Raw genomic sequence first — 17,964 nt, forward strand, 5'->3', positions numbered from 1 at the left:
AGACGCGGAAGCTCATGCACGAAAACGATATTACGTATTTGATTAGGCAATCTGCTTATAATGTGCATACTGCACTGGGACCGGGGTTGTTGGAGTCTGCTTATGAGGCGGCATTAATGCACGAATTGCAGAAAGCTGGCCTGACGGTTAAAAGTCAGGTTGGCTTGCCGATGAACTACGGTGAGGTCAGTTTGGATATAGGCTACCGCATAGACCTGCTGGTGGAAGGCAAAGTGATAGTTGAGCTAAAAGCTTTGGAAAATATCCTGGACGTTCATCACATGCAGTTAGTGACTTATTTAAAGCTATCGGGATGCCGGGCGGGCTTATTGATTAATTTCAATGTGGCACGCATTAAAGAAGGTATTTTTCGGAAAGTTAACGGCATGACCGAGCCGTTGCCTCCGCGCCCTTCCGCGAATACCTCCGCGTCTTCCGCGGTAAAAACATCGCCTACCCCATGAAAAATCTCTTACTAGCCCTCACCTTGCTCTTGCCCCTCGTGACCCTCGCCCAAGACCCTAACACCACCGACGAGATTCCGCAGGATAACAAGCTCGTTATCTACCAGCTCCTACCCCGCCTCTTCGGCAACAAGGTGGCGCTGAACAAACCCTACGGCACCATCACAGAAAACGGTTGCGGGAAATTTGACGATATCAATGACCTGGCCCTGACCAAGATAAAGGAATTGGGAGCCTCGCACGTGTGGTACACCGGCGTGCTGGAGCACGCCACCATGACCAGCTACCCCCAGGCCGGCCTGCCCGCCGACGATGCCGACGTGGTAAAAGGCCGCGCCGGCTCGCCCTACGCCGTGAAGGACTACTACGACGTGGACCCCGACCTGGCGGTGAACAAAAAGAACCGTCTGGAAGAGTTTCAGGCCCTCGTCAAGCGTACCCACGACCACGGTTTGAAAGTTATCATCGACTTCATTCCCAACCACGTAGCGCGCTCATATCACTCCGATGCCAAGCCGGCGGGTGTGGTAGACCTGGGCGCGCAAGATGACAAAGCCAAGGCGTTCGCGCCCAATAATAACTTCTACTACCTGCCCGGCCAGCACTTCGTGGTGCCGGCCGGCTACAACCCGCTGGGAGAACTGAAGGGGCCAGGCGAAGACGGCAAATACAACGAATTTCCGGCCAAGGCCACTGGCAACGACGTATTTTCGGCCGCGCCCACGGTTGATGACTGGTTTGAAACCATTAAGCTCAACTACGGTGTGGACTACCAGCATGGTCGCCAGCTGTATTTCGAGCCGATACCCGACACCTGGCGCAAGATGCGCGACATCTTGGTGTATTGGGCTGAGAAGGACGTGGACGGCTTTCGCTGCGACGTGGCCGAGATGGTGCCCGTCGAGTTTTGGGCCTACGTTATCCCCGAAATTAAAAAGGTGAAGCCCGGCATTCTCTTCCTCGGCGAGGCCTATACTCCCAAAGAATACAATACCTACCTCACCAAGGGCCACTTCGATTTTTTGTACGATAAGGTGGGCCTCTACGACGGCCTGCGCCGGCTGATGCGCCAGGAAGGCACCACCGACGACATCACCCACGTTTGGAAAACGGAGTCGCGCGGCTTCGGCTCGCACATGCTGCGCTTCCTGGAAAACCATGACGAGCAGCGCATTGCGTCCCCGGAATTTGCCGGTGACCCGCGCCGCGCCATCCCGGCCATGACGGTATCGGCCACCCTGAGCAGCGGCCCGGTGATGCTCTACATGGGCCAGGAAGTGGGCGAGCCCGCCGCGGGCAGTGAGGGCTTTTCGGGAGCCGACGGCCGCACCACCATTTTCGATTACTGGGGCGTGCCGCAGTGGCAGAAGTGGCTGAACCAGGGCAAGATGGACGGTGGCAAGCTAAGCGAGGACCAGCAGAAGCTGCGCGATTTTTACAAGCGCCTGCTCATGCTGGCGGGCAGCAGCGAGGCCATCCGCCGGGGCCAGTTCTACGAGCTGCAAGATGCCAATAATCTCAGTAAAGAATACGACCAGCAGAAGGTGTACGCTTTTTTGCGCTATACCAAAGGCCAGCAGGTACTGGTGGTGGTCAACTTCAGCGATACCAAAACGTATCGCCCTACCCTGCTCATTCCCAGCGAAGTGATGCAGCGCGTGGGCCTCGACCCGCAGCGCGTGTACACCTACCGCGACCTGCTGGGCGGCGGGGAGGCCCGGCCCGGCCTCAACCTCACCCTGGAGCCGCTGGCCGCGCTGGTGCTGGAGATAAAGCCGCGCGAATAAGCTGGCCGGGCCGGCGTATTTTTCCCTCTCTTTCCCACCCTTCGCTCCCTACCCCCTATGGCCGCCTCTCCCGTGGTTGCTTCGTCCGGCGCGCTGCGCGTCAAGCCCCGCCTCAGCTTCTGGCAAATCTGGAACATGAGCTTCGGCTTTCTGGGTATCCAGTTTGGGTTTGAATTGCAGAACTCCAACGTGAGCCGCATTTTTGAAACCCTTGGCGCCAACAAGGATGACTTGCCGCTGCTCTGGATTGCGGCCCCGCTCACCGGACTGCTGGTGCAGCCAATTATTGGCTACTTCTCCGACCGAACCTGGCACCCTACCTGGGGGCGGCGGCGGCCGTTTTTCTTCGTGGGCGCGCTGCTGGCTACGCTGGCGCTGTTTTTCATGCCCAATTCTGGCTCGCTCCTGGTGGCAGCTAGTATGCTGTGGATTATGGATGCTAGCATCAACATCTCGATGGAGCCGTTCCGGGCTTTTGTGGGCGACCTACTGCCGGCCAACCAGCGCACCACCGGCTTTGCTACGCAGAGCTTTTTTATTGGAGTGGGGTCGGTTATCGCGGCTTGCCTGCCGTGGCTGTTCACCAATCTGTTTCACGTGGCCAACATTGCGCCGCAGGGCGTTATTCCGCCTTCCGTGAAATACGCATTTTACATGGGCGGGGCGGCGCTCTTTCTGGCTGTGATGTACACCGTGTTCACCACCCGCGAATATCCACCAGTGGATATGGCCGAATTCGAGCGCGAGAAGCAGGAGGGCACCATGTTTGGCGGCATCAAAGCCTCGTTTATGGGTATTTTTAACATGCCCAAGGCCATGAGTCAGCTAGCTGTGGTGCAGCTGTTTACCTGGTTTGCGCTGTTTGCCATGTGGATTTACTCTACCAATGCCATTACCAGCAATATTTACAACATGAGGGTCAGCAGCGACTTATATCAGCAGGTAGCGCAGCGGGTAGCACATGCCTCGGCGGCGGTAAAAGATGTACCTAGCAAAAGCTTCTTCGACCTGAGCCAGACCACGGAAGCCGAGAAAAAAGTGAAAGAGCTAGCCGCCCTGCGCGCCGACATCGCCGATATTACTGCCCACCAGGCAAGCAGCGCCGACAAGGTTATTACGACCAACCTGGCCGGCTACGCGCTGAAAAATATGCCGCTGACGCCCTCCGCAACTACCGACCTCAAGCGGGTGCAACAGCAGTACAACGATGGGGCCGACTGGCTGGGCATCTGCTCGTCGGTGCGCAACGGGGTAGCGGCCATCTTCGCGTTTTTGCTGCCCGTGCTGGCCCGGCGTACCAGCCGCCGCTTCACCCACATGCTGTGCCTGGTTATTGGTGGGTTTGGGCTGATTTCGCTGAGCCTAGTCAATGACCCGCGCCTGCTGCTGGGGTCAATGGCGCTAGTGGGCATTGCCTGGGCCAGCATTTTGTCGATGCCCTACGCCATGCTGGCCGGCGCGCTACCCGCCAATAAAATGGGATACTACATGGGCGTATTCAACTTTTTCATCGTTACGCCGCAAATCATCGCCTCGGTAGGCTTAGGCTTCCTGACCAACCACTTGTTCAACGGCAACACGCTGGGCGCGCTGGTGCTGGGTGGGGCGGGGATGATTCTGGGGGGCCTGCTCACGCTGCGCGTGCAAGACACTGACGACATTCGCCTGCCCAACAACATGACGCCGGCCGAAAACCTGTCCTATGATGCGCTAATGGGCGACATAAATCCCAAGATTTAGCGTCTCTCACTTTTGACGAGCAGCCCGCCCACTTCCGTTTCAGGTAGCAGTTGGGTTATTGCTTAATAGCGGAGCCTACTCCTCATGCCCCGGCAGGGGGGTAGGGGGCGCGGCGCTCGCCGCCTTGGCTTCCTGCGCGGCTTGCAGCTGCGCGGCGGCCGAAGGCTGCTGGTCCAGGCCTGTGAGGTCGGGCTGGCCGGCATCGACCCAGCAGGTGTACCAGAAAGCTCCGATGAGCCGGGCCGCGTAGCGAAGCTGGCGCTCCACCTGGCCGTTTAAGCGCCGGTGGTAGGCGAGGCTGAACTCGCGCGAGTAGACCCGGATGGTCTGGTTGCCGCGCTGCTCGTAGCTGAATTTGCGGTCCTCGGCCAGCTCCGCCGATACCAGCTTTTCCATGCGAAACACCGAGTCTACGGCGGCGTGGGCGCGGGCCACGGCGGCCCAGGCGGCTTCGGTGGGCTGCTCCAGGTAGGGAGCCTGGCCGGTGAGCAGGTCGTAGTCAGTAGCTTGCAGCTCGGGTAGGCGCGACTCCCAGAGCGCGTGAATGCCGCGCTGGCCGGTAAGTTGGCCGTTGTAGTTGCGGGTGGTGTGCAGTGGCACGCAGGCATCGGCTACGTAGTGCCCCAGGTCGGCGGCCAGGTACAGGATGCGGTCGGTGTCCTGAGCGCGGAAGGCGGCGGTGAGCTGGTTTTTTATGAGGGCCACCTGCCAGGGCACGATGCCGTGGCGCAGCAAGGAATCCTCGCCGCCGGCCAGGGCCACCGCATCGGCGTAGGCGCGGGGTAGGCCGTGGCGCGTAAGCGCACTATCGCCGTACACGTCCACATCCATGAAGTGGCGCGGGGCCTCGGTGGGCACCACCGTGCGCCGCGAGTCGGGCCGGGTAGCGTTGTTGGTGAGATAGTCAATATTAGCCTTGAAAAACGGCAGCATCTCGGGCGGCAACGTGTATACGGCCAGCCGATTGAGTAATCGGTGCCCGAAAAAGCCCCAGGCGCGCACCGGCGCGGGCAATACCAGCGAGAGAAGGCAGAAAAAGAAGAGATTCTTCATAAGTAAGCGGCTGTTAGCCAGCAAACTTACATTCATCTTGAAGAATAGCCTACTAGCTGTTTCGTCCTGATATGCCAGTAAAACGCGAAAAAACTGGCATATCCCAGAGAATATGCCAGTTTTACTGTCATGCGGCCCTACCCCCCTGCTAGCGGCGCACGCTGGTCGGAAATTTCATCCGGTATTCGTGCTTCACATCGCCCTTGCTGATGCGGGCCAGCCGGCCTTTCAGCAGTTGCTTTTTGAAAGCGGAAAGCTTGTCCGTGAACAAGATGCCTTCCAGGTGGTCGTACTCGTGCTGAATAATGCGGGCGGCCATGCCGCTGAATGCCTCCTCGTGCACTTGGCGGTTTTCGTCCTCGTAGCGCAGCAAGATGCTGGGGCAGCGCTGCACCAGCTCGCGCACCCCCGGTATGCTCAGGCAGCCTTCCTCGAAGCCCCAGGGCTCGCCGGTTTCGCTCAGCATTTGGGGGTTGATGAAGGCGCGTTTGAAGGGCATTTCGGCGATTTCGTCGGGGGCAGCTACTTCCACGGGCTCATCTTCGTCGTCTTCGTCCACGGTCACCATCGGGCCCGAGTCCATTACGAACAGGCGCACGCTGCGGCCCACCTGCGGGGCGGCCAGGCCCACGCCGTGGGCCGCGTACATGGTTTCAAACATATCCTGTACCAGCTGCTGCAGGTCAGTGGCGGGCAGGTCAGCGGGCAGGTTTTTGGCGAGGGTCTTGAGAACGGGGTCGCCGATGGCAACAATCGGGAGAATCATGCGTGCAAAGGGGATTCTAAAAAAGACTGGAGAATAAGCGCCGCGCTCACCTTATCCACGGTGGCCTTGTTTTGGCGGGCTTTGCGGCCCAGGCCGCCGGCCAGCATGGCCTGCTTGGCCAGGCGCGAGGTGAAGCGCTCGTCCACTTCGTGAATGGGCACGGCGGGCAGCTCGCGGCGCAGGCGGCGCAACAGCCCCACCACGGCGCTGGTCGAGTCGGTGGGCTCATTCAGCAGCGTGCGCGGCATCCCAACTACCACGGCGGCCAGCGGCTCGCGCTGATGATAGTCGAGAACGAACTTTATAACATCTTGGCTATGAATAGTATCTAGCGGCGAAGCGATGAGCTGCAAAGGGTCAGTAATGGCCAGCCCCACCCGCTTGTGGCCGTAGTCGAGGGCAAGAATGCGGCCGGGCGGGGTAGGAGACATGAGCGTTAGCGAAAGCTGCAAAGATACGGCTCGGCCGCAGGGGTAGGGCGTGGCCAGGCGGCTATCGTGCGCGGCAGCCGCCTGACCAGCCCTACCCCCCTTTCGGCCGCCGGGCCCACCGAGGGCAGGGCCGAAATAGCATGCCGATTGAACTTTAACAATAAAATGTAGGGGCCTAGTTCGAAAATGACCTGCTGGGTTGAGAACTCGTAACTAACCGGCGCATAATGCAATAAATTTGCTCTGATTAAGCTATTTATCCTTGGTGAGTTAAATTTTATTTCGTTATCTATTCTTTTTATGGCTACGCCGCTGCTGCCCGCCGGGGCTATTAATCCGGCCCGGCAACCCGCCCGCGCCGGCTGGGGGGCGCGGCGGTGGGGGCTGGCGCTGCTACCCCTGCTTACGCTCGGAATTGGCATTATTCTGGGTACCAACCCCTTCCGGCCCCGTACCGAAAACCCCGACGCTACGGCCCGCGGCTACCTGCGCTATAAAGAAATCCTCACCTACGTGGACCGCGACTACGTGGACTCGGTGGATGCTGATGGGCTGACCAACTATGCCGTGGCCCAGCTACTGGGCAAGCTCGACCCGCACTCCGTCTACATCCGGGCCCAGGACCGGGAGCAGATTGATGCGTTTCTGCAAAGCAGCTTTGATGGGGTAGGGCTGGAGTTCAATCTTTTTCGGGATACCGCGACCGTGGTGACCGCGCTGCCCGGCGGCCCGGCCGCCGGGGCGGGCCTGCTACCCGGCGACCAGCTGCTGCGGGTGGGCCCTACCCCCGTGGCCGGGGCGCACCTCAGCTACGGGCGGCTGGGGCAGCTGCTGCACGGGCCGCGTGGCAGCAGCGTGAGCTTGGTGGTGGCTCGGCCGGGCCAGGTGCAGCCGTTGCGGTTTCAATTTAGCCGGGGCCGCCTGCCCAATCTATCCGTTGAGCCTGGCGTGCTGCTGGAGGATAATCAGACGGGTTATATTCGGGTTAATCGGTTTGCTAGCAGTACGTATGATGAATTTAAGGCCCAGCTGGCCGACCTGCGGCACCAAAGCGTGAAGCGGCTCATCCTGGACCTGCGCGGCAACCCCGGCGGCTACCTCGACCGCGCCACCCGCCTGGCCGATGAGTTTATCGCCGGGTCGCGCAAAATCGTGTATACCGTGGGCAAAGACGAGCAATACGACTCCGAAACCTACGCCCACGAGGCCGGCGACTGGGAGCAGCCCCCGCTGGTGGTGCTCGTGGACGAAAATAGCGCCTCGGCCGCCGAAGTGCTGGCCGGCGCGCTGCAAGACCACGACCGCGCCCTGCTGGTGGGCCGCCGCACCTTCGGCAAGGGCCTGGTGCAGCAGCCCATTGCCTTGCAGGAGGGCGGCGAGCTGCGCCTCACGGTGGCCCGCTACTACACGCCGGTAGGCCGCTGCATTCAGAAGCCCTACGGCCCCGACAAGGAAACCTACGACCAGGAGCTGGCCGGCCGCCAGCAGCGGGGCGAGCTGGCCGCGGCCGACACCGTGCAGTTTGCCGTAGGCCCGCGCTTTCGCACCGACCACGGCCGGGTGGTGTATGGCGGCGGCGGTATCATGCCCGACGTATTTGTACCCCGCGATACCCTCGCTCAATCGGCCTATTATGGCCGCCTCCAGCGCCTGGGCGCACTCCAAGCCTACGCGCTGGCTTTCTACCGGCAACATAAGGTGGAGCTGGGCGGCCTGCGCTTTGCGCAGTACCAGGCCGTGTTTCTGGTCACCGATACCGAGCTGGATGGCTTGCTGCGCCTGGCCGCCCAGGCCGGCCTGCGCCCCGACCGGGCCGCGCTGCGCCGCTGCGCACCTGCCCTGCGCGGGGCTCTCAAGGCCGATATCGCCCGCCTGGCCTACGGCCCCGAAGCCGCCCGCGCCGTGCTGCGCGACGATGACGCCGAGCTGCGCGAGGCCCTGCGCGTGGCCCAGGACAGTACCGCCCAACTGACGCTGCGGGGTAAATAAAAAGTAAAACCTCGTTGATTAATGAAAGGCGACGGATTCCGCGAGCCTCCGTGTAGCCCTCTGCGAGAAAGCTGGTTCTGCCGTCCGCCTACCCCCATTGGCCGCGCCAACCGCGGGTAGGCCGTAATTTTGCCGGCATGCCGAAGCTACTACGCTACCTGGGTCACCGCCTCTATACCACCTGGGCTACGTTCTGGTTTGTTTCGTACTTTTTCGTTACCTACCCGCTGATGCTGGTGCTGGTGCGCCGGCCCGCGTGGCAGCGGTATTTGCACGGCCTCAACCGCAACTGGGCCAAGTTTTCCTTTATATTATGGGGTGTATCGCTCGAAATTATTCGGGAAAATACCCAGCCAATCCCGCAGCCCTGCATTTACGTGGCCAACCACGGCTCCTACATCGATATTATGGTGCTGTTTCACACCGTTCCGGGCTTTCTCAATATGATGGGTAAGGAATCGCTGGCAAAGTTTCCATTGTGGGGGCCGTTGTTTGGCAAAACATACATTCCCGTCAATCGCCGGAGCGTGGTGAGCCGGGGCCGGGCCATTGCCCTGGCCCGGCAGGGGCTGAAAGAGGGCCGCCCGCTGGCGATGTTCCCGGAGGGTACCATCGGCCCCAAGCCCGGCGAGGAGCTGCTACCCTTCCAAGACGGCGCGTTTCAGCTGGCCATCAGCCTGGGCGTGCCAGTGGTGCCGGTGAGTATGCCCCTGAACCACCGGTTTATGCCTTCCGTAGCGGGCCTGCGCGTGCGCCACGCCAAGCTGCGCGTCGTCTTCCACGAAGCCATCGAAACCAAGGGCCTCACCGAGGCCGACGTGCCCGCCCTCAAAGCCCAGGTAATGGCCCAGATTGCCGACGACTTCGTGCCCGAAGGCCGCGGCATCCCGGAGCCCAGCACCTGGCGGTGAATTAGCGATTTAGTGCGTTGTCACTGAAAACGCTTCCCACTCAACTCATCACTCCTTCCTCCTGCATTAACTCAATCAATCGCTAACTCACCGTTTCACTTTATGAATACCGAAACCCTGCGCGGCCTGGCCCACCTGGCCCGCCTCGAATTTGACCCCGCCCACGAGGCGCAGATGCTCACCGACCTCAATAAAATTCTGGCCTGGGTAGACCAGCTTGCGCAAGTTGATACCGAGGGGGTAGCGCCGCTGGTGCACCTCTCGCACGAAATCAACGTGCTGCGCGACGACGAGGCCCGCAACACTGTGAGCCACCAGGAGGGCCTGCTGAATGCGCCACGCAAGGACTCAGACTACTTCCGCGTGCCGAAAGTGCTGGACTAAAGGCATGTAGAGACGCGACCCTTCGCGTCTCTTTACATCGAACGGCCACCCTTATTTGAACGGTTACCCTTACGCCGAGAGATGCTAAGGGGTGCGTCTCTACATTTCAACTCATTCCTTTTGCCTGACCTGCCTTTTCTGCGCCGCCTGCCGGGGCTGCCCGCGCTGCTGGCTTTGCTGGCTGTGGCCGGCGCGGTGTATGCTTATTTTGCGGGGGCCGATGCCACGCTGCCGCTGCGGCTGGTGCCGAACCTGGCCCCGGTGCCCCTGGTGCTGGACTCGGTGGCCGTGGGCGCAGCGCGGCTGCCGCTGCCCGTGAGCGGCTATCTCACCACCCTCACCCACGACGTGGGCGGGCCCTACCCCCAGCCACTGGCGGCGGGCTTGTGGCTGGGCACGCTGGCCGTGGCCCTGGCCGGCTGGCTGGCGGTGGTGAGTATGCTGCGGCGGCCGGCTTTCCTGGCCGGCACGGTGCCGGTAGTGTTCCTGCTGCTGGCGCTCAACGCCGACGGCCTGGGTATTTTCAACCCTACCCGGCAATATTTTTTAGCTCTGAGCCTGAGCATATTGGGGGCGGCGGCGCTGGGGTTGCAGCTCTTCGGCGACCGGGTGCGGGCGGTGTGGCGGGTCGTTATCTTTGAGGGCCTGATGGCGGGTCTGGTGGCTTTAGTACTATCCCGCACCCAGCTGCCGCTGGCCGAAACGGCCCTGCACCTGGCTGCCTACGCCACGCCTGCCGGGGCCGCGCTGGTGGCCGCGCTGGTACTGTGGGTAGGGGTAGAGAATGTGCGCGCCTTGCTCTGGTTCAACACCCAGGCCGAGCGACCCGCGAGCCGGTTCGGGCGGCTGCCTTTCGTGCTGGCCAGCCTGCTCTACCTGGGCGCGCTGGGGCTTTATTGGTGGAACAACGACGAGCTGCTGCTGGCTGGCGGCTGGCACCTCGACCCGCTGCTGCTGCTGCTGCCGGCCGTGCTCACGGGCGGCCTGGGCCTGCGCTACCGCGCTCCCAGCTACGGCGGCTGGCTGCCCTACCCGGCCGCCCGGCCCCTGTACTGGCTGCTAACGGCCGCCGCCGCCGCCGCCCTCGGCTACGCCCTGGCCACGGACAACGCGCCTTTGCTGGCGGCCATGCGTTCGTTCAGCGGGCGGGCGCTGCTGCTGCTGGGGGCGGCGTTTCTGCTTTACGTGCTCGTCAATTTTGGGGGGCTGATAAAGCAGCGGCTGCGGGTGTACCGGGTGGTGTTCGAGCCGCGCCGGCTGCCGTTTTTTACCGTCTATATTCTGGGGGTAGGGGCTTTGCTGTTGATGGAGCTGCGCAATGGCTGGCCGCTGCCCGACCTGGTGCGGGCGGGGCAGTACAACCAGCTCGGCGACCTCGCGCGCCGGCAGAGCGAGGCCCGGCCCGACGACCTGCCCCTGGCCCTGCTCGCCGAGCGCTACTACGCCGAAAGTGGCGACGTGCTCGACCGCTTCAACCAGCCGGCGCAACTGGGCCGGGCGGCGCTCTACCGCTTTCGCGACCAGCGCCAGAACGAAATCAATGCCCTGCGCCGTGCCCTGCTGCGCCAGCCCAGCGCCAAAGTCAGCCTGCACCTCAACGCCCTGCTCACCGGCCCATCCGACTTCCTCGATGCCCTCGATGTGCTGCGGCAGGCCCGCCGCGCCGCGCCGCGCGATTTTGCCCTCACCTCCGACCTGGCCCAGCTTTTCACCCGCTCGTCGCTCACCGATTCGGTGGCCGTGTACCTCGATAAAGCCGAGCAGCTGCGCCCCGGCAGCGCCGTGGGCCGCGCCAACCAGCTGGCTTTTTTAGTAAGCCAAAACCTGTTGCCCGCCGCTCAAAAGCTGGCCGCCCTACCCCCCCCTTCAACCACTGAGCCCGCCCTGCTGGCTAACTTAGCGCTGACGCGGCTGCTGGCTGGCCGGTCGGCTTCTGGCCCTACCCCCCCCGCCGCTGCCAACCTTAACCCTGACCTCGACGAGGCCACGTTTGCCCAGCTCTACCACGCGGCGCTGCTGGCCGTTCGCGCCGGGGTAGGGGCCAGCCAGCAGCTGCTACCCCGCCTAGTCGCCGCCGCCGAGCGCCCGGCCAACGCGCCTTATTACGAGCAGCTGGTGTTTCTGCAAGCTCTGCTGAAGCACGCGGCTGGCCAGGAGCTGGCCGCCCGCCAAACGCTGGCCCCGCTCACGGCCGGCTCGTCGGCCACGGCGGGGTATTTTCAGTATGTGCTGGGGCTGTGGCAATTGCAGCAGCGGCAGTACGCCACGGCGGCCGCCCAGCTGGCGCATTCTGGCCGTAGCGGCTTCCCGGAGGCCCGGCCGGCCCAGGCGTGGGCGCTCGCGCTGGCCGGGCAGCCCGATTCGGCCGCGGCCGTGGCGCGGCGGCTGGCGCTGGATTCCGCGCAGCGGCCCGTAGCCCGCAAGCTGCTGGCGGCGCTGGCGGCGGATAGCCGGCCGGCAAATTCTCCGGGTTCTGTAATCGGGGATGACCAACTGGCCGCGGCCCGTGCCGCGGCACCCGACCCTGCCCGCGCTACCCGTCTTTACCAGCAAGTGCTAGCCGAAGCGCCCTTCAACGAGCCTGCTGTGCTGGCCGCCGCCCGCTTTTTTGCCAGTCAAAAAGACTATACCAACGCCTACGATGCCCTGAACCGGGGCCTGACCGAAAACCCGGCTTCCGAACCGCTGCTGCGGGCCTACGCGCTGGCCGCCGCCGACGCGGGCTTGCTGGAGATGGGACAGTCGGCGCTGGCGGAGCTGCGCTCGCGCCTTAGCCCGGCCGAATACGCTAACTTGCTGACGCAATTCGCGGCGCACCGGGCGGCCCACGCGGCGGCCAATGCCGCCTTCGACCAGCCTGCGGTGCCCGCGCGCTGATTTTTTTAGCCCTACCCCCATGCTTGCCGCCAGCCCCACGCCTTTCGTTATCCAAACCCACGACATCGCCAAGGAATACGTGATGGGCACCGAGCACATCCACGCCCTGCGCTCGGTGAGCATTGATATTAAGCGCGGGGAATACGTGGCGTTTATGGGGCCATCGGGCTCGGGCAAGAGCACGCTGATGAACATTGTGGGCTGCCTCGACACGCCCACCAAGGGCGAGTACATCCTCAACGGCCAGGACGTGAGCCGCATGAGCGACAATGAGCTGGCCGAGGTGCGCAACAAGGAAATCGGCTTCGTTTTCCAGACTTTTAACCTGCTGCCGCGCTCCACTTCGCTCGAAAACGTGGCCCTACCCCTCATCTACGCCGGCCTGAACAAGCGCGACCGCACCGAGCGCGCCCTCGAAGCCCTGCGCTCGGTGGGCCTGGCCGACCGCGCCGGCCACCGTCCCAACGAGCTGAGCGGCGGCCAGCGCCAGCGCGTGGCCATCGCCCGCGCCCTCGTCAACGTCCCCAGCGTGCTGCTGGCCGACGAGCCCACCGGCGCGCTCGACTCCAAAACCAGCTACGAGATTATGGGTTTGTTCGAGGCGCTTTACGCCAAAGGCAACACCATTATTATGGTGACGCACGAGGAGGACATCGCTCGCTATGCCCACCGCATCGTGCGCCTGCGCGACGGCTTGGTTGAAACTGACGAGGTAAACCACGAAATCGCCCGGCCGGCGGTGGCCTCCTTTAACAACTAACAGGTATCATTTAGCACGCGGGCTGGTTATGAATTAGCAGCCTGTGCGTGATACTGAAAGAGGAGCGGCCATTCGCAGCGCACGTTGTTCTGCTAAATGTTAATTGATACTTGTTAAATGAAAATCTACACTAAAACCGGCGATAAGGGCCTGACTTCGCTCATTGGCGGCACGCGGGTACCCAAGTCGAGCCTGCGCATTGATTGCTACGGCACAGTGGATGAGCTAAACTCCTATATCGGCTTGCTGCGCGACCAGGACGTGAACGCGGCCCGCCGCGACTTGCTCAAGGAAATTCAAGACCGGCTCTTCACCATCGGTTCGCACCTGGCCACCGACCCGGCCAAAGACCCGCGCCAGCGCTTGCCCGACCTGCACGATGCCGACGTAACCCTGCTCGAAATCGAGATGGACCGGCTGGATAAGGACCTGGAGCCGCTACGCGAGTTTGTGCTGCCCGGCGGGCACCCGTCGGTGTCGTTTGCGCACGTGGCGCGCTGCGTGTGCCGCCGCGCCGAGCGCCTGGTCATTCACCTGCGCGAAGAGTCGCCGGTGGAGGATTTAGTAATAATGTACCTCAATCGGTTATCTGACTTTCTCTTCGTGCTCAGCCGAGCGATGGCGCACGAATTGGGGGTAGCGGAAGTTACCTGGAAGCCACGGCTTGCGGGTTAAAAATCGCTTGTCCTCACGAGCCTGCGAAGCAAACTTCCCTTCACGCCTCGCGGACGTCAGCAGCCGATTAGGAAGGGTTGCTTCGCAGGCTCGCAGTGACAAACGAGTAACAATTAACAACTAATAATCAACCCCATGCTCGATACTTTCACCATTGATATTCAGCCCGCTGCCACTTCCCGCCTCGCGGAAATGGACCTGACCAAGCTCGAATTTGGCAAGCTCTTCGCCGACCACATGCTGACCGTGGAGTTTACGGGCGGCGAGTGGCAGGCCCCGCGCATCGTGCCCTACGGCCCACTGGCCGTGAGCCCCGCCAACTCGGCCCTGCACTACGGCCAGGCCATTTTTGAGGGTATGAAGGCGTATCGGCAGGCCGATGGGGGGGTAGCCCTCTTCCGGCCCCTGGATAACTGGCACCGCCTCAATACCTCGGCCGAGCGCATGGCCATGCCGCCAGTGCCCGAGGAGGTCTTCATGCAGGGCCTGTGCGAGTTGGTGAAGCTGGATACGGCCTGGGTACCGGGCGCGCCGGGCAGTTCGCTCTACATCCGGCCGTTCATGTTCGCTACTGATGGCTTTTTGGGCGTGCGGCCCTCCAACACCTACCATTTCGGTATCATTACCTGCCCGGTTGCGTCGTTTTTCAAGAAGCCGCTGCGGGTGCGTTTTGAGCAGCAGTACGTGCGCGCTGCCCCCGGTGGGGCCGGCTATGCCAAGAATGCCGGCAACTACGGTGCCGCCATGCTGCCTACCCGCCTGGCGCAGCAGCAGGGCTACGACCAGCTGCTCTGGACCGATGCCACCGAGCATCAATACATTGAGGAATCGGGCACGATGAACGTGGCTTTTATCTTGAATAACAAGCTGGTAACGCCGGCCGTGTCCAGCTCCATTCTGGATGGCATCACGCGCCGCTCGGTGTTGCAGCTGGCCCGCGACTGGGGCCTGACCGTGGAGGAGCGTCAGGTGTCCAGCCGCGAGGTGATGGATGCCCTGGCCGCTGGCCGGCTTCAGGAAGCGTTTGGCGTTGGCACGGCCGTGACCATTGCGCCCATCGCCACCATCGGCTACGAAGGCCAGGACCACGACCTGCCCGCCCTGACCGAAACCAGCTTTTCGCGCCGGGTAGGGGTAACCCTGGAAGACCTCCGCACCGGCCACGCCCCCGACCCGCACGGCTGGATGGTGGCGGTGAAGTGAGGGGGGTAGGGCCCGGTGGTAAGCTGCCAAAAGAACGTCATGCTTCCTTACGTCAGCATGACGTTCTTTGTACCATAATCATCCATCCATTCACCACATGACCCAAGACCAGATAAAGGACTTGAGGGGCCGCGCTGAGGCCCTGAGGAGGTATCTTTGACTACGATGCCCGCAAAGAACAGGTAGCCGCCGCCGAGGCCGAAACCCTCGCCCCCGACTTCTGGGACGACTCCAAAGCCGCGGAGGTGAAGCTCAAGGAAATCAAGAGCATCAAGACCTGGACCGACGACTACGAAGCCGTGCAGCAGGCCGTGGCCGATACCGACGTGCTCTACGACTTCTATCGGGAAGGCGAAGCCACGGAGACCGAAATCCAGACTGAATACGACGCCACCCAAGCCAAGGTAGAGGCGCTGGAATTTAAGCGGATGCTCTCCGATGAGGAAGACCAGCTATCGGCCATTATCGACATCAACCCCGGCGCGGGCGGCACCGAAAGCCAGGACTGGGCCGAGATGCTCATGCGCATGTACATCATGTGGGGCGAAGGCAAAGGCTTTACCGTGAAGCAGCTGAGCTACCAGCCGGGCGAAGGCGCGGGCATTAAGTCGGCTTCGCTCGAAATTGATGGGCCTTTTGCCTACGGCTACCTCAAGAGCGAAATTGGGGTGCACCGGCTGGTGCGCATGTCGCCCTTCGACAGCAGCGGGCGGCGGCACACCTCGTTCGCGTCCGTGTTTGCCTACCCCGTGGTGGATGATACAATTCACATTGAAATTAACCCCGCTGATATATCCTGGGATACCTTCCGGGCCGGCGGCGCGGGCGGCCAGAACGTGAACAAGGTCGAAACCGCCGTGCGCCTCACCCACGCGCCCAGCGGCATCATCATTGCCGTGCAGATTGAGCGCTCGCAGCTTATGAACAAGGAACACGCCCTGCGCATGCTCAAGTCGCGCCTCTACCAGGTCGAGATGGACAAGCGCAACGTGGAGCGCGATAAAGTAGAAGCCACCAAAAAGCGCATCGACTTCGGTTCCCAAATTCGCAATTACGTGCTACACCCCTATAAGCTCATCAAGGACCTGCGCACTGGCATCGAGCGCACTGACGTGCAAAACGTGCTGGACGGGGATTTGGACGAGTACATCAAAGGGTTTTTGATGCAGAATTGACTGGTATATAGCCTAGGCTTTAGCCTGCGTGTAGCTGGAGAGCAGATGCTATTTCTTCGATGGGAACGTTAAAAAAAGGGCTGCCCAAGCGGGCAGCCCTTTTTAGTAGTAGGGGTAGGAAGGTTAATCCACCACATCCCAGAAGATAGGCGTAAACTGGGTAACGCCCGCCGGAATATTAGCGCTATTCGTGTTGCTCTCGCTCAACGGATATAGCAGACGGGTTGGCAGCTTATCGGGACGGGGCGAGTTGGACTGCAGCGAAGCCGGAATTTTCGGCTGCGCGGCGCGGCGGTAGTCATCCCAACCTTCGGTACTGGCTACGGTATTTTCAGCTATGTACTTTTGGTACAGAATGATATACTGCTTGCCCAGGTTACCAGTTGGCGAAGCCAAATCGTAATTCACTTCGGGGTTTTTAGCATTATTCGCAATGTACGCGGCATACTGCGTTGCCCCCGGCGCGGTGCTGGCGGCAGCCAGCGAAGCCGGAGCCACGGTAGCAGCCCGGAAGGTGGAGATGAAGGAGGACTTGATGCCATCGTAATAATCCGATTTGGCTGCGGCTTCACCCCCCATAAATAGGTTCCGGGTTTCGGCTTCCGCTTTGGAAAAGAGCTGCTCCGACAAAAGCATGAGTATAGTGGGCTGATTAGGGCCCCTCAAAAAGGTACCACCCTGAAGGAGGCGCGAGCCTACATCGGGGGTAGTGGGGTCAAACTGCGGAGCCAAGCGTTCGCCCAGCGTGCCGCCCAGGTAGGCGGCCACGCTATCCTTCGTCCCTACTCGGTACAGCTGCCCAATGCGGGCCGAGTCATCATTGCTGATATACTGGGCAATGATGTAATTGGTCGGAAGGATGAAGCTATATTCGGTCGTGGCGCGGGTCAGGCCCACCCCAAAGCCGTAGCGGTCGTAGAACGGGTTTTGCTGGTTGGTGTTAGTAGCATAACCCGGCTGGGCCACCACGTCCGCCGTGATAAAGCCGTTGGCATCCGCCTGCACGGCACTCAACTCCGTTGCTACGTAAGCATTCAGGGCAGCATCGTTGGTCTGCGATTCGCGCAACAAGATGCGTAGACGCAGGCTGTTGGCAAATTGTTTCCACTTCGTCATGTCACCTTTAAACACGATATCCTCGGGGCCTACGCCCCGCGCGCTCGGGTTCTTCAGGGCGGCGGCAGCATCAATGTCCGTTAGCGCGCCTTTCAACTGCACAATAAAATCTTTGTAGATATCGGCCGCTTTGTCGTAGGTAGGAGCCGTATTAGCAATGCCTTTTAAAGCATTGGTGTACGGAATATCGCCGTATTCGTCCACCAGCAGCAGGAAGTTATAGACCTTCATGATGCGGGCGATGGCCGCGTGATTAGGGTAGCCGGTAGCCATCCCGGTAGTCTGAATAATCTGATAGTCATTCAGGTTGTCATACGTGCTGCTCCACACGGTCTGGTAATACGTGTTGGAGTAATTGTACGTCCGCTCCGAGGAGTAGCCACTCACAGTACCCGACTTGCTCCAGTATCCGGCCGTAAAGCTGTTGAGGCTGTTGTAGTTATCGTTGGGTCCGGGCAACACCCCGCCGGTGTAGTTGGCGGCCGTGGTAGCCAAAGCTACCCCTAGAATAGCATCGGGGGTTTCCGAAGTCGCGTTGTTCGGGTTCGCATTAATGTCGAGAAACGACTTGCAGCCTACCGCGGCAGTAGTAAGTACCACCGCCGCCGCTGCTCTTAAAAATAGCTTCATGTA

General features: G+C 61.4%; 15 protein-coding genes. 11 read left to right on the forward strand and 4 right to left on the reverse strand.

The window, feature by feature from the left end; genetic code table 11:
• Nucleotides 1–14 precede the first annotated feature (14 nt).
• Genes LC531_RS00940 through LC531_RS00950 form a run of 3 tightly spaced genes read left to right on the forward strand, consistent with a single transcriptional unit; the run spans nucleotide 15 to nucleotide 3,991 of the window.
• Nucleotides 15–464: a GxxExxY protein gene (locus tag LC531_RS00940; RefSeq protein ID WP_332874858.1), complete on the forward strand. Its 450-nt coding sequence runs from the start codon at nucleotides 15–17 to the stop codon at nucleotides 462–464.
• Nucleotides 461–2,251 (forward strand): alpha-amylase family glycosyl hydrolase, encoded by a 1,791-nt coding sequence (locus LC531_RS00945; protein ID WP_223648451.1) that lies wholly within the window; start codon nucleotides 461–463, stop codon nucleotides 2,249–2,251. Before LC531_RS00940 ends, LC531_RS00945 begins: the two co-directional genes overlap by 4 nt.
• A gap of 57 nt (nucleotides 2,252–2,308) precedes the next feature.
• The gene (locus LC531_RS00950) at nucleotides 2,309–3,991 is read left to right on the forward strand and encodes an MFS transporter (RefSeq protein ID WP_223648452.1); all 1,683 of its coding nucleotides are present in this window, start codon (nucleotides 2,309–2,311) and stop codon (nucleotides 3,989–3,991) included.
• 75 nt (nucleotides 3,992–4,066) lie between these two features.
• Here the strand turns inward: LC531_RS00950 and LC531_RS00955 are convergent, their stop codons facing one another.
• From LC531_RS00955 to ruvX, 3 genes are all read right to left on the reverse strand, one after another.
• A complete protein-coding gene (locus LC531_RS00955; protein ID WP_223648453.1) occupies nucleotides 4,067–5,044 on the reverse strand; it encodes a zinc dependent phospholipase C family protein in 978 nt (325 codons plus the stop codon).
• 148 nt (nucleotides 5,045–5,192) lie between these two features.
• Nucleotides 5,193–5,810: a peptide deformylase gene (gene def / locus LC531_RS00960; RefSeq protein ID WP_223648454.1), complete on the reverse strand. Its 618-nt coding sequence runs from the start codon at nucleotides 5,808–5,810 to the stop codon at nucleotides 5,193–5,195.
• Nucleotides 5,807–6,241 (reverse strand): Holliday junction resolvase RuvX, encoded by a 435-nt coding sequence (gene ruvX / locus LC531_RS00965; protein WP_223648455.1) that lies wholly within the window; start codon nucleotides 6,239–6,241, stop codon nucleotides 5,807–5,809. The genes def and ruvX overlap by 4 nt, the downstream gene beginning before the upstream one ends.
• Before the next feature lie 300 nt (nucleotides 6,242–6,541).
• On the opposite strand from ruvX, the gene LC531_RS00970 reads away from it, so the two are divergent.
• The 8 genes from LC531_RS00970 (at nucleotide 6,542) to prfB (ending at nucleotide 16,215) form a co-directional block, all read left to right on the forward strand.
• Nucleotides 6,542–8,230 carry a S41 family peptidase gene (locus tag LC531_RS00970; protein WP_223648456.1) on the forward strand — a complete coding sequence of 563 codons (1,689 nt, stop codon included), beginning with the start codon at nucleotides 6,542–6,544 and terminating at the stop codon, nucleotides 8,228–8,230.
• A gap of 137 nt (nucleotides 8,231–8,367) precedes the next feature.
• Nucleotides 8,368–9,141, forward strand: coding sequence for a lysophospholipid acyltransferase family protein (locus tag LC531_RS00975; protein ID WP_223648457.1), 774 nt, complete (start codon nucleotides 8,368–8,370; stop codon nucleotides 9,139–9,141).
• 102 nt (nucleotides 9,142–9,243) lie between these two features.
• Entirely contained in the window at nucleotides 9,244–9,525 is a 282-nt protein-coding gene (gatC, locus tag LC531_RS00980) for an Asp-tRNA(Asn)/Glu-tRNA(Gln) amidotransferase subunit GatC (RefSeq protein WP_223648458.1), read from the forward strand.
• 120 nt (nucleotides 9,526–9,645) lie between these two features.
• A complete protein-coding gene (locus tag LC531_RS00985) occupies nucleotides 9,646–12,402 on the forward strand; it encodes a hypothetical protein (RefSeq protein WP_223648459.1) in 2,757 nt (918 codons plus the stop codon).
• A 19-nt stretch (nucleotides 12,403–12,421) separates the two neighbouring features.
• Nucleotides 12,422–13,162, forward strand: a complete 741-nt coding sequence (locus LC531_RS00990; RefSeq protein WP_223648460.1) for an ABC transporter ATP-binding protein — start codon at nucleotides 12,422–12,424, stop codon at nucleotides 13,160–13,162.
• Between the two features lie 117 nt (nucleotides 13,163–13,279).
• A complete protein-coding gene (locus LC531_RS00995; RefSeq protein WP_223648461.1) occupies nucleotides 13,280–13,837 on the forward strand; it encodes a cob(I)yrinic acid a,c-diamide adenosyltransferase in 558 nt (185 codons plus the stop codon).
• Between the two features lie 135 nt (nucleotides 13,838–13,972).
• Nucleotides 13,973–15,040, forward strand: coding sequence for a branched-chain amino acid aminotransferase (locus tag LC531_RS01000; RefSeq protein WP_223648462.1), 1,068 nt, complete (start codon nucleotides 13,973–13,975; stop codon nucleotides 15,038–15,040).
• A 97-nt stretch (nucleotides 15,041–15,137) separates the two neighbouring features.
• A protein-coding gene (gene prfB / locus LC531_RS01005; RefSeq protein WP_223648463.1) for a peptide chain release factor 2 occupies nucleotides 15,138–16,215 on the forward strand; the annotation gives its coding sequence in 2 pieces (ribosomal slippage) (nucleotides 15,138–15,188 and nucleotides 15,190–16,215; 1,077 coding nt in all).
• 123 nt (nucleotides 16,216–16,338) lie between these two features.
• Here the strand turns inward: prfB and LC531_RS01010 are convergent.
• Nucleotides 16,339–17,961: a SusD/RagB family nutrient-binding outer membrane lipoprotein gene (locus LC531_RS01010; RefSeq protein WP_223648464.1), complete on the reverse strand. Its 1,623-nt coding sequence runs from the start codon at nucleotides 17,959–17,961 to the stop codon at nucleotides 16,339–16,341.
• Nucleotides 17,962–17,964 lie beyond the last annotated feature (3 nt).

The organism is Hymenobacter psoromatis (assembly GCF_020012125.1).
Lineage (GTDB): Bacteria > Bacteroidota > Bacteroidia > Cytophagales > Hymenobacteraceae > Hymenobacter > Hymenobacter psoromatis.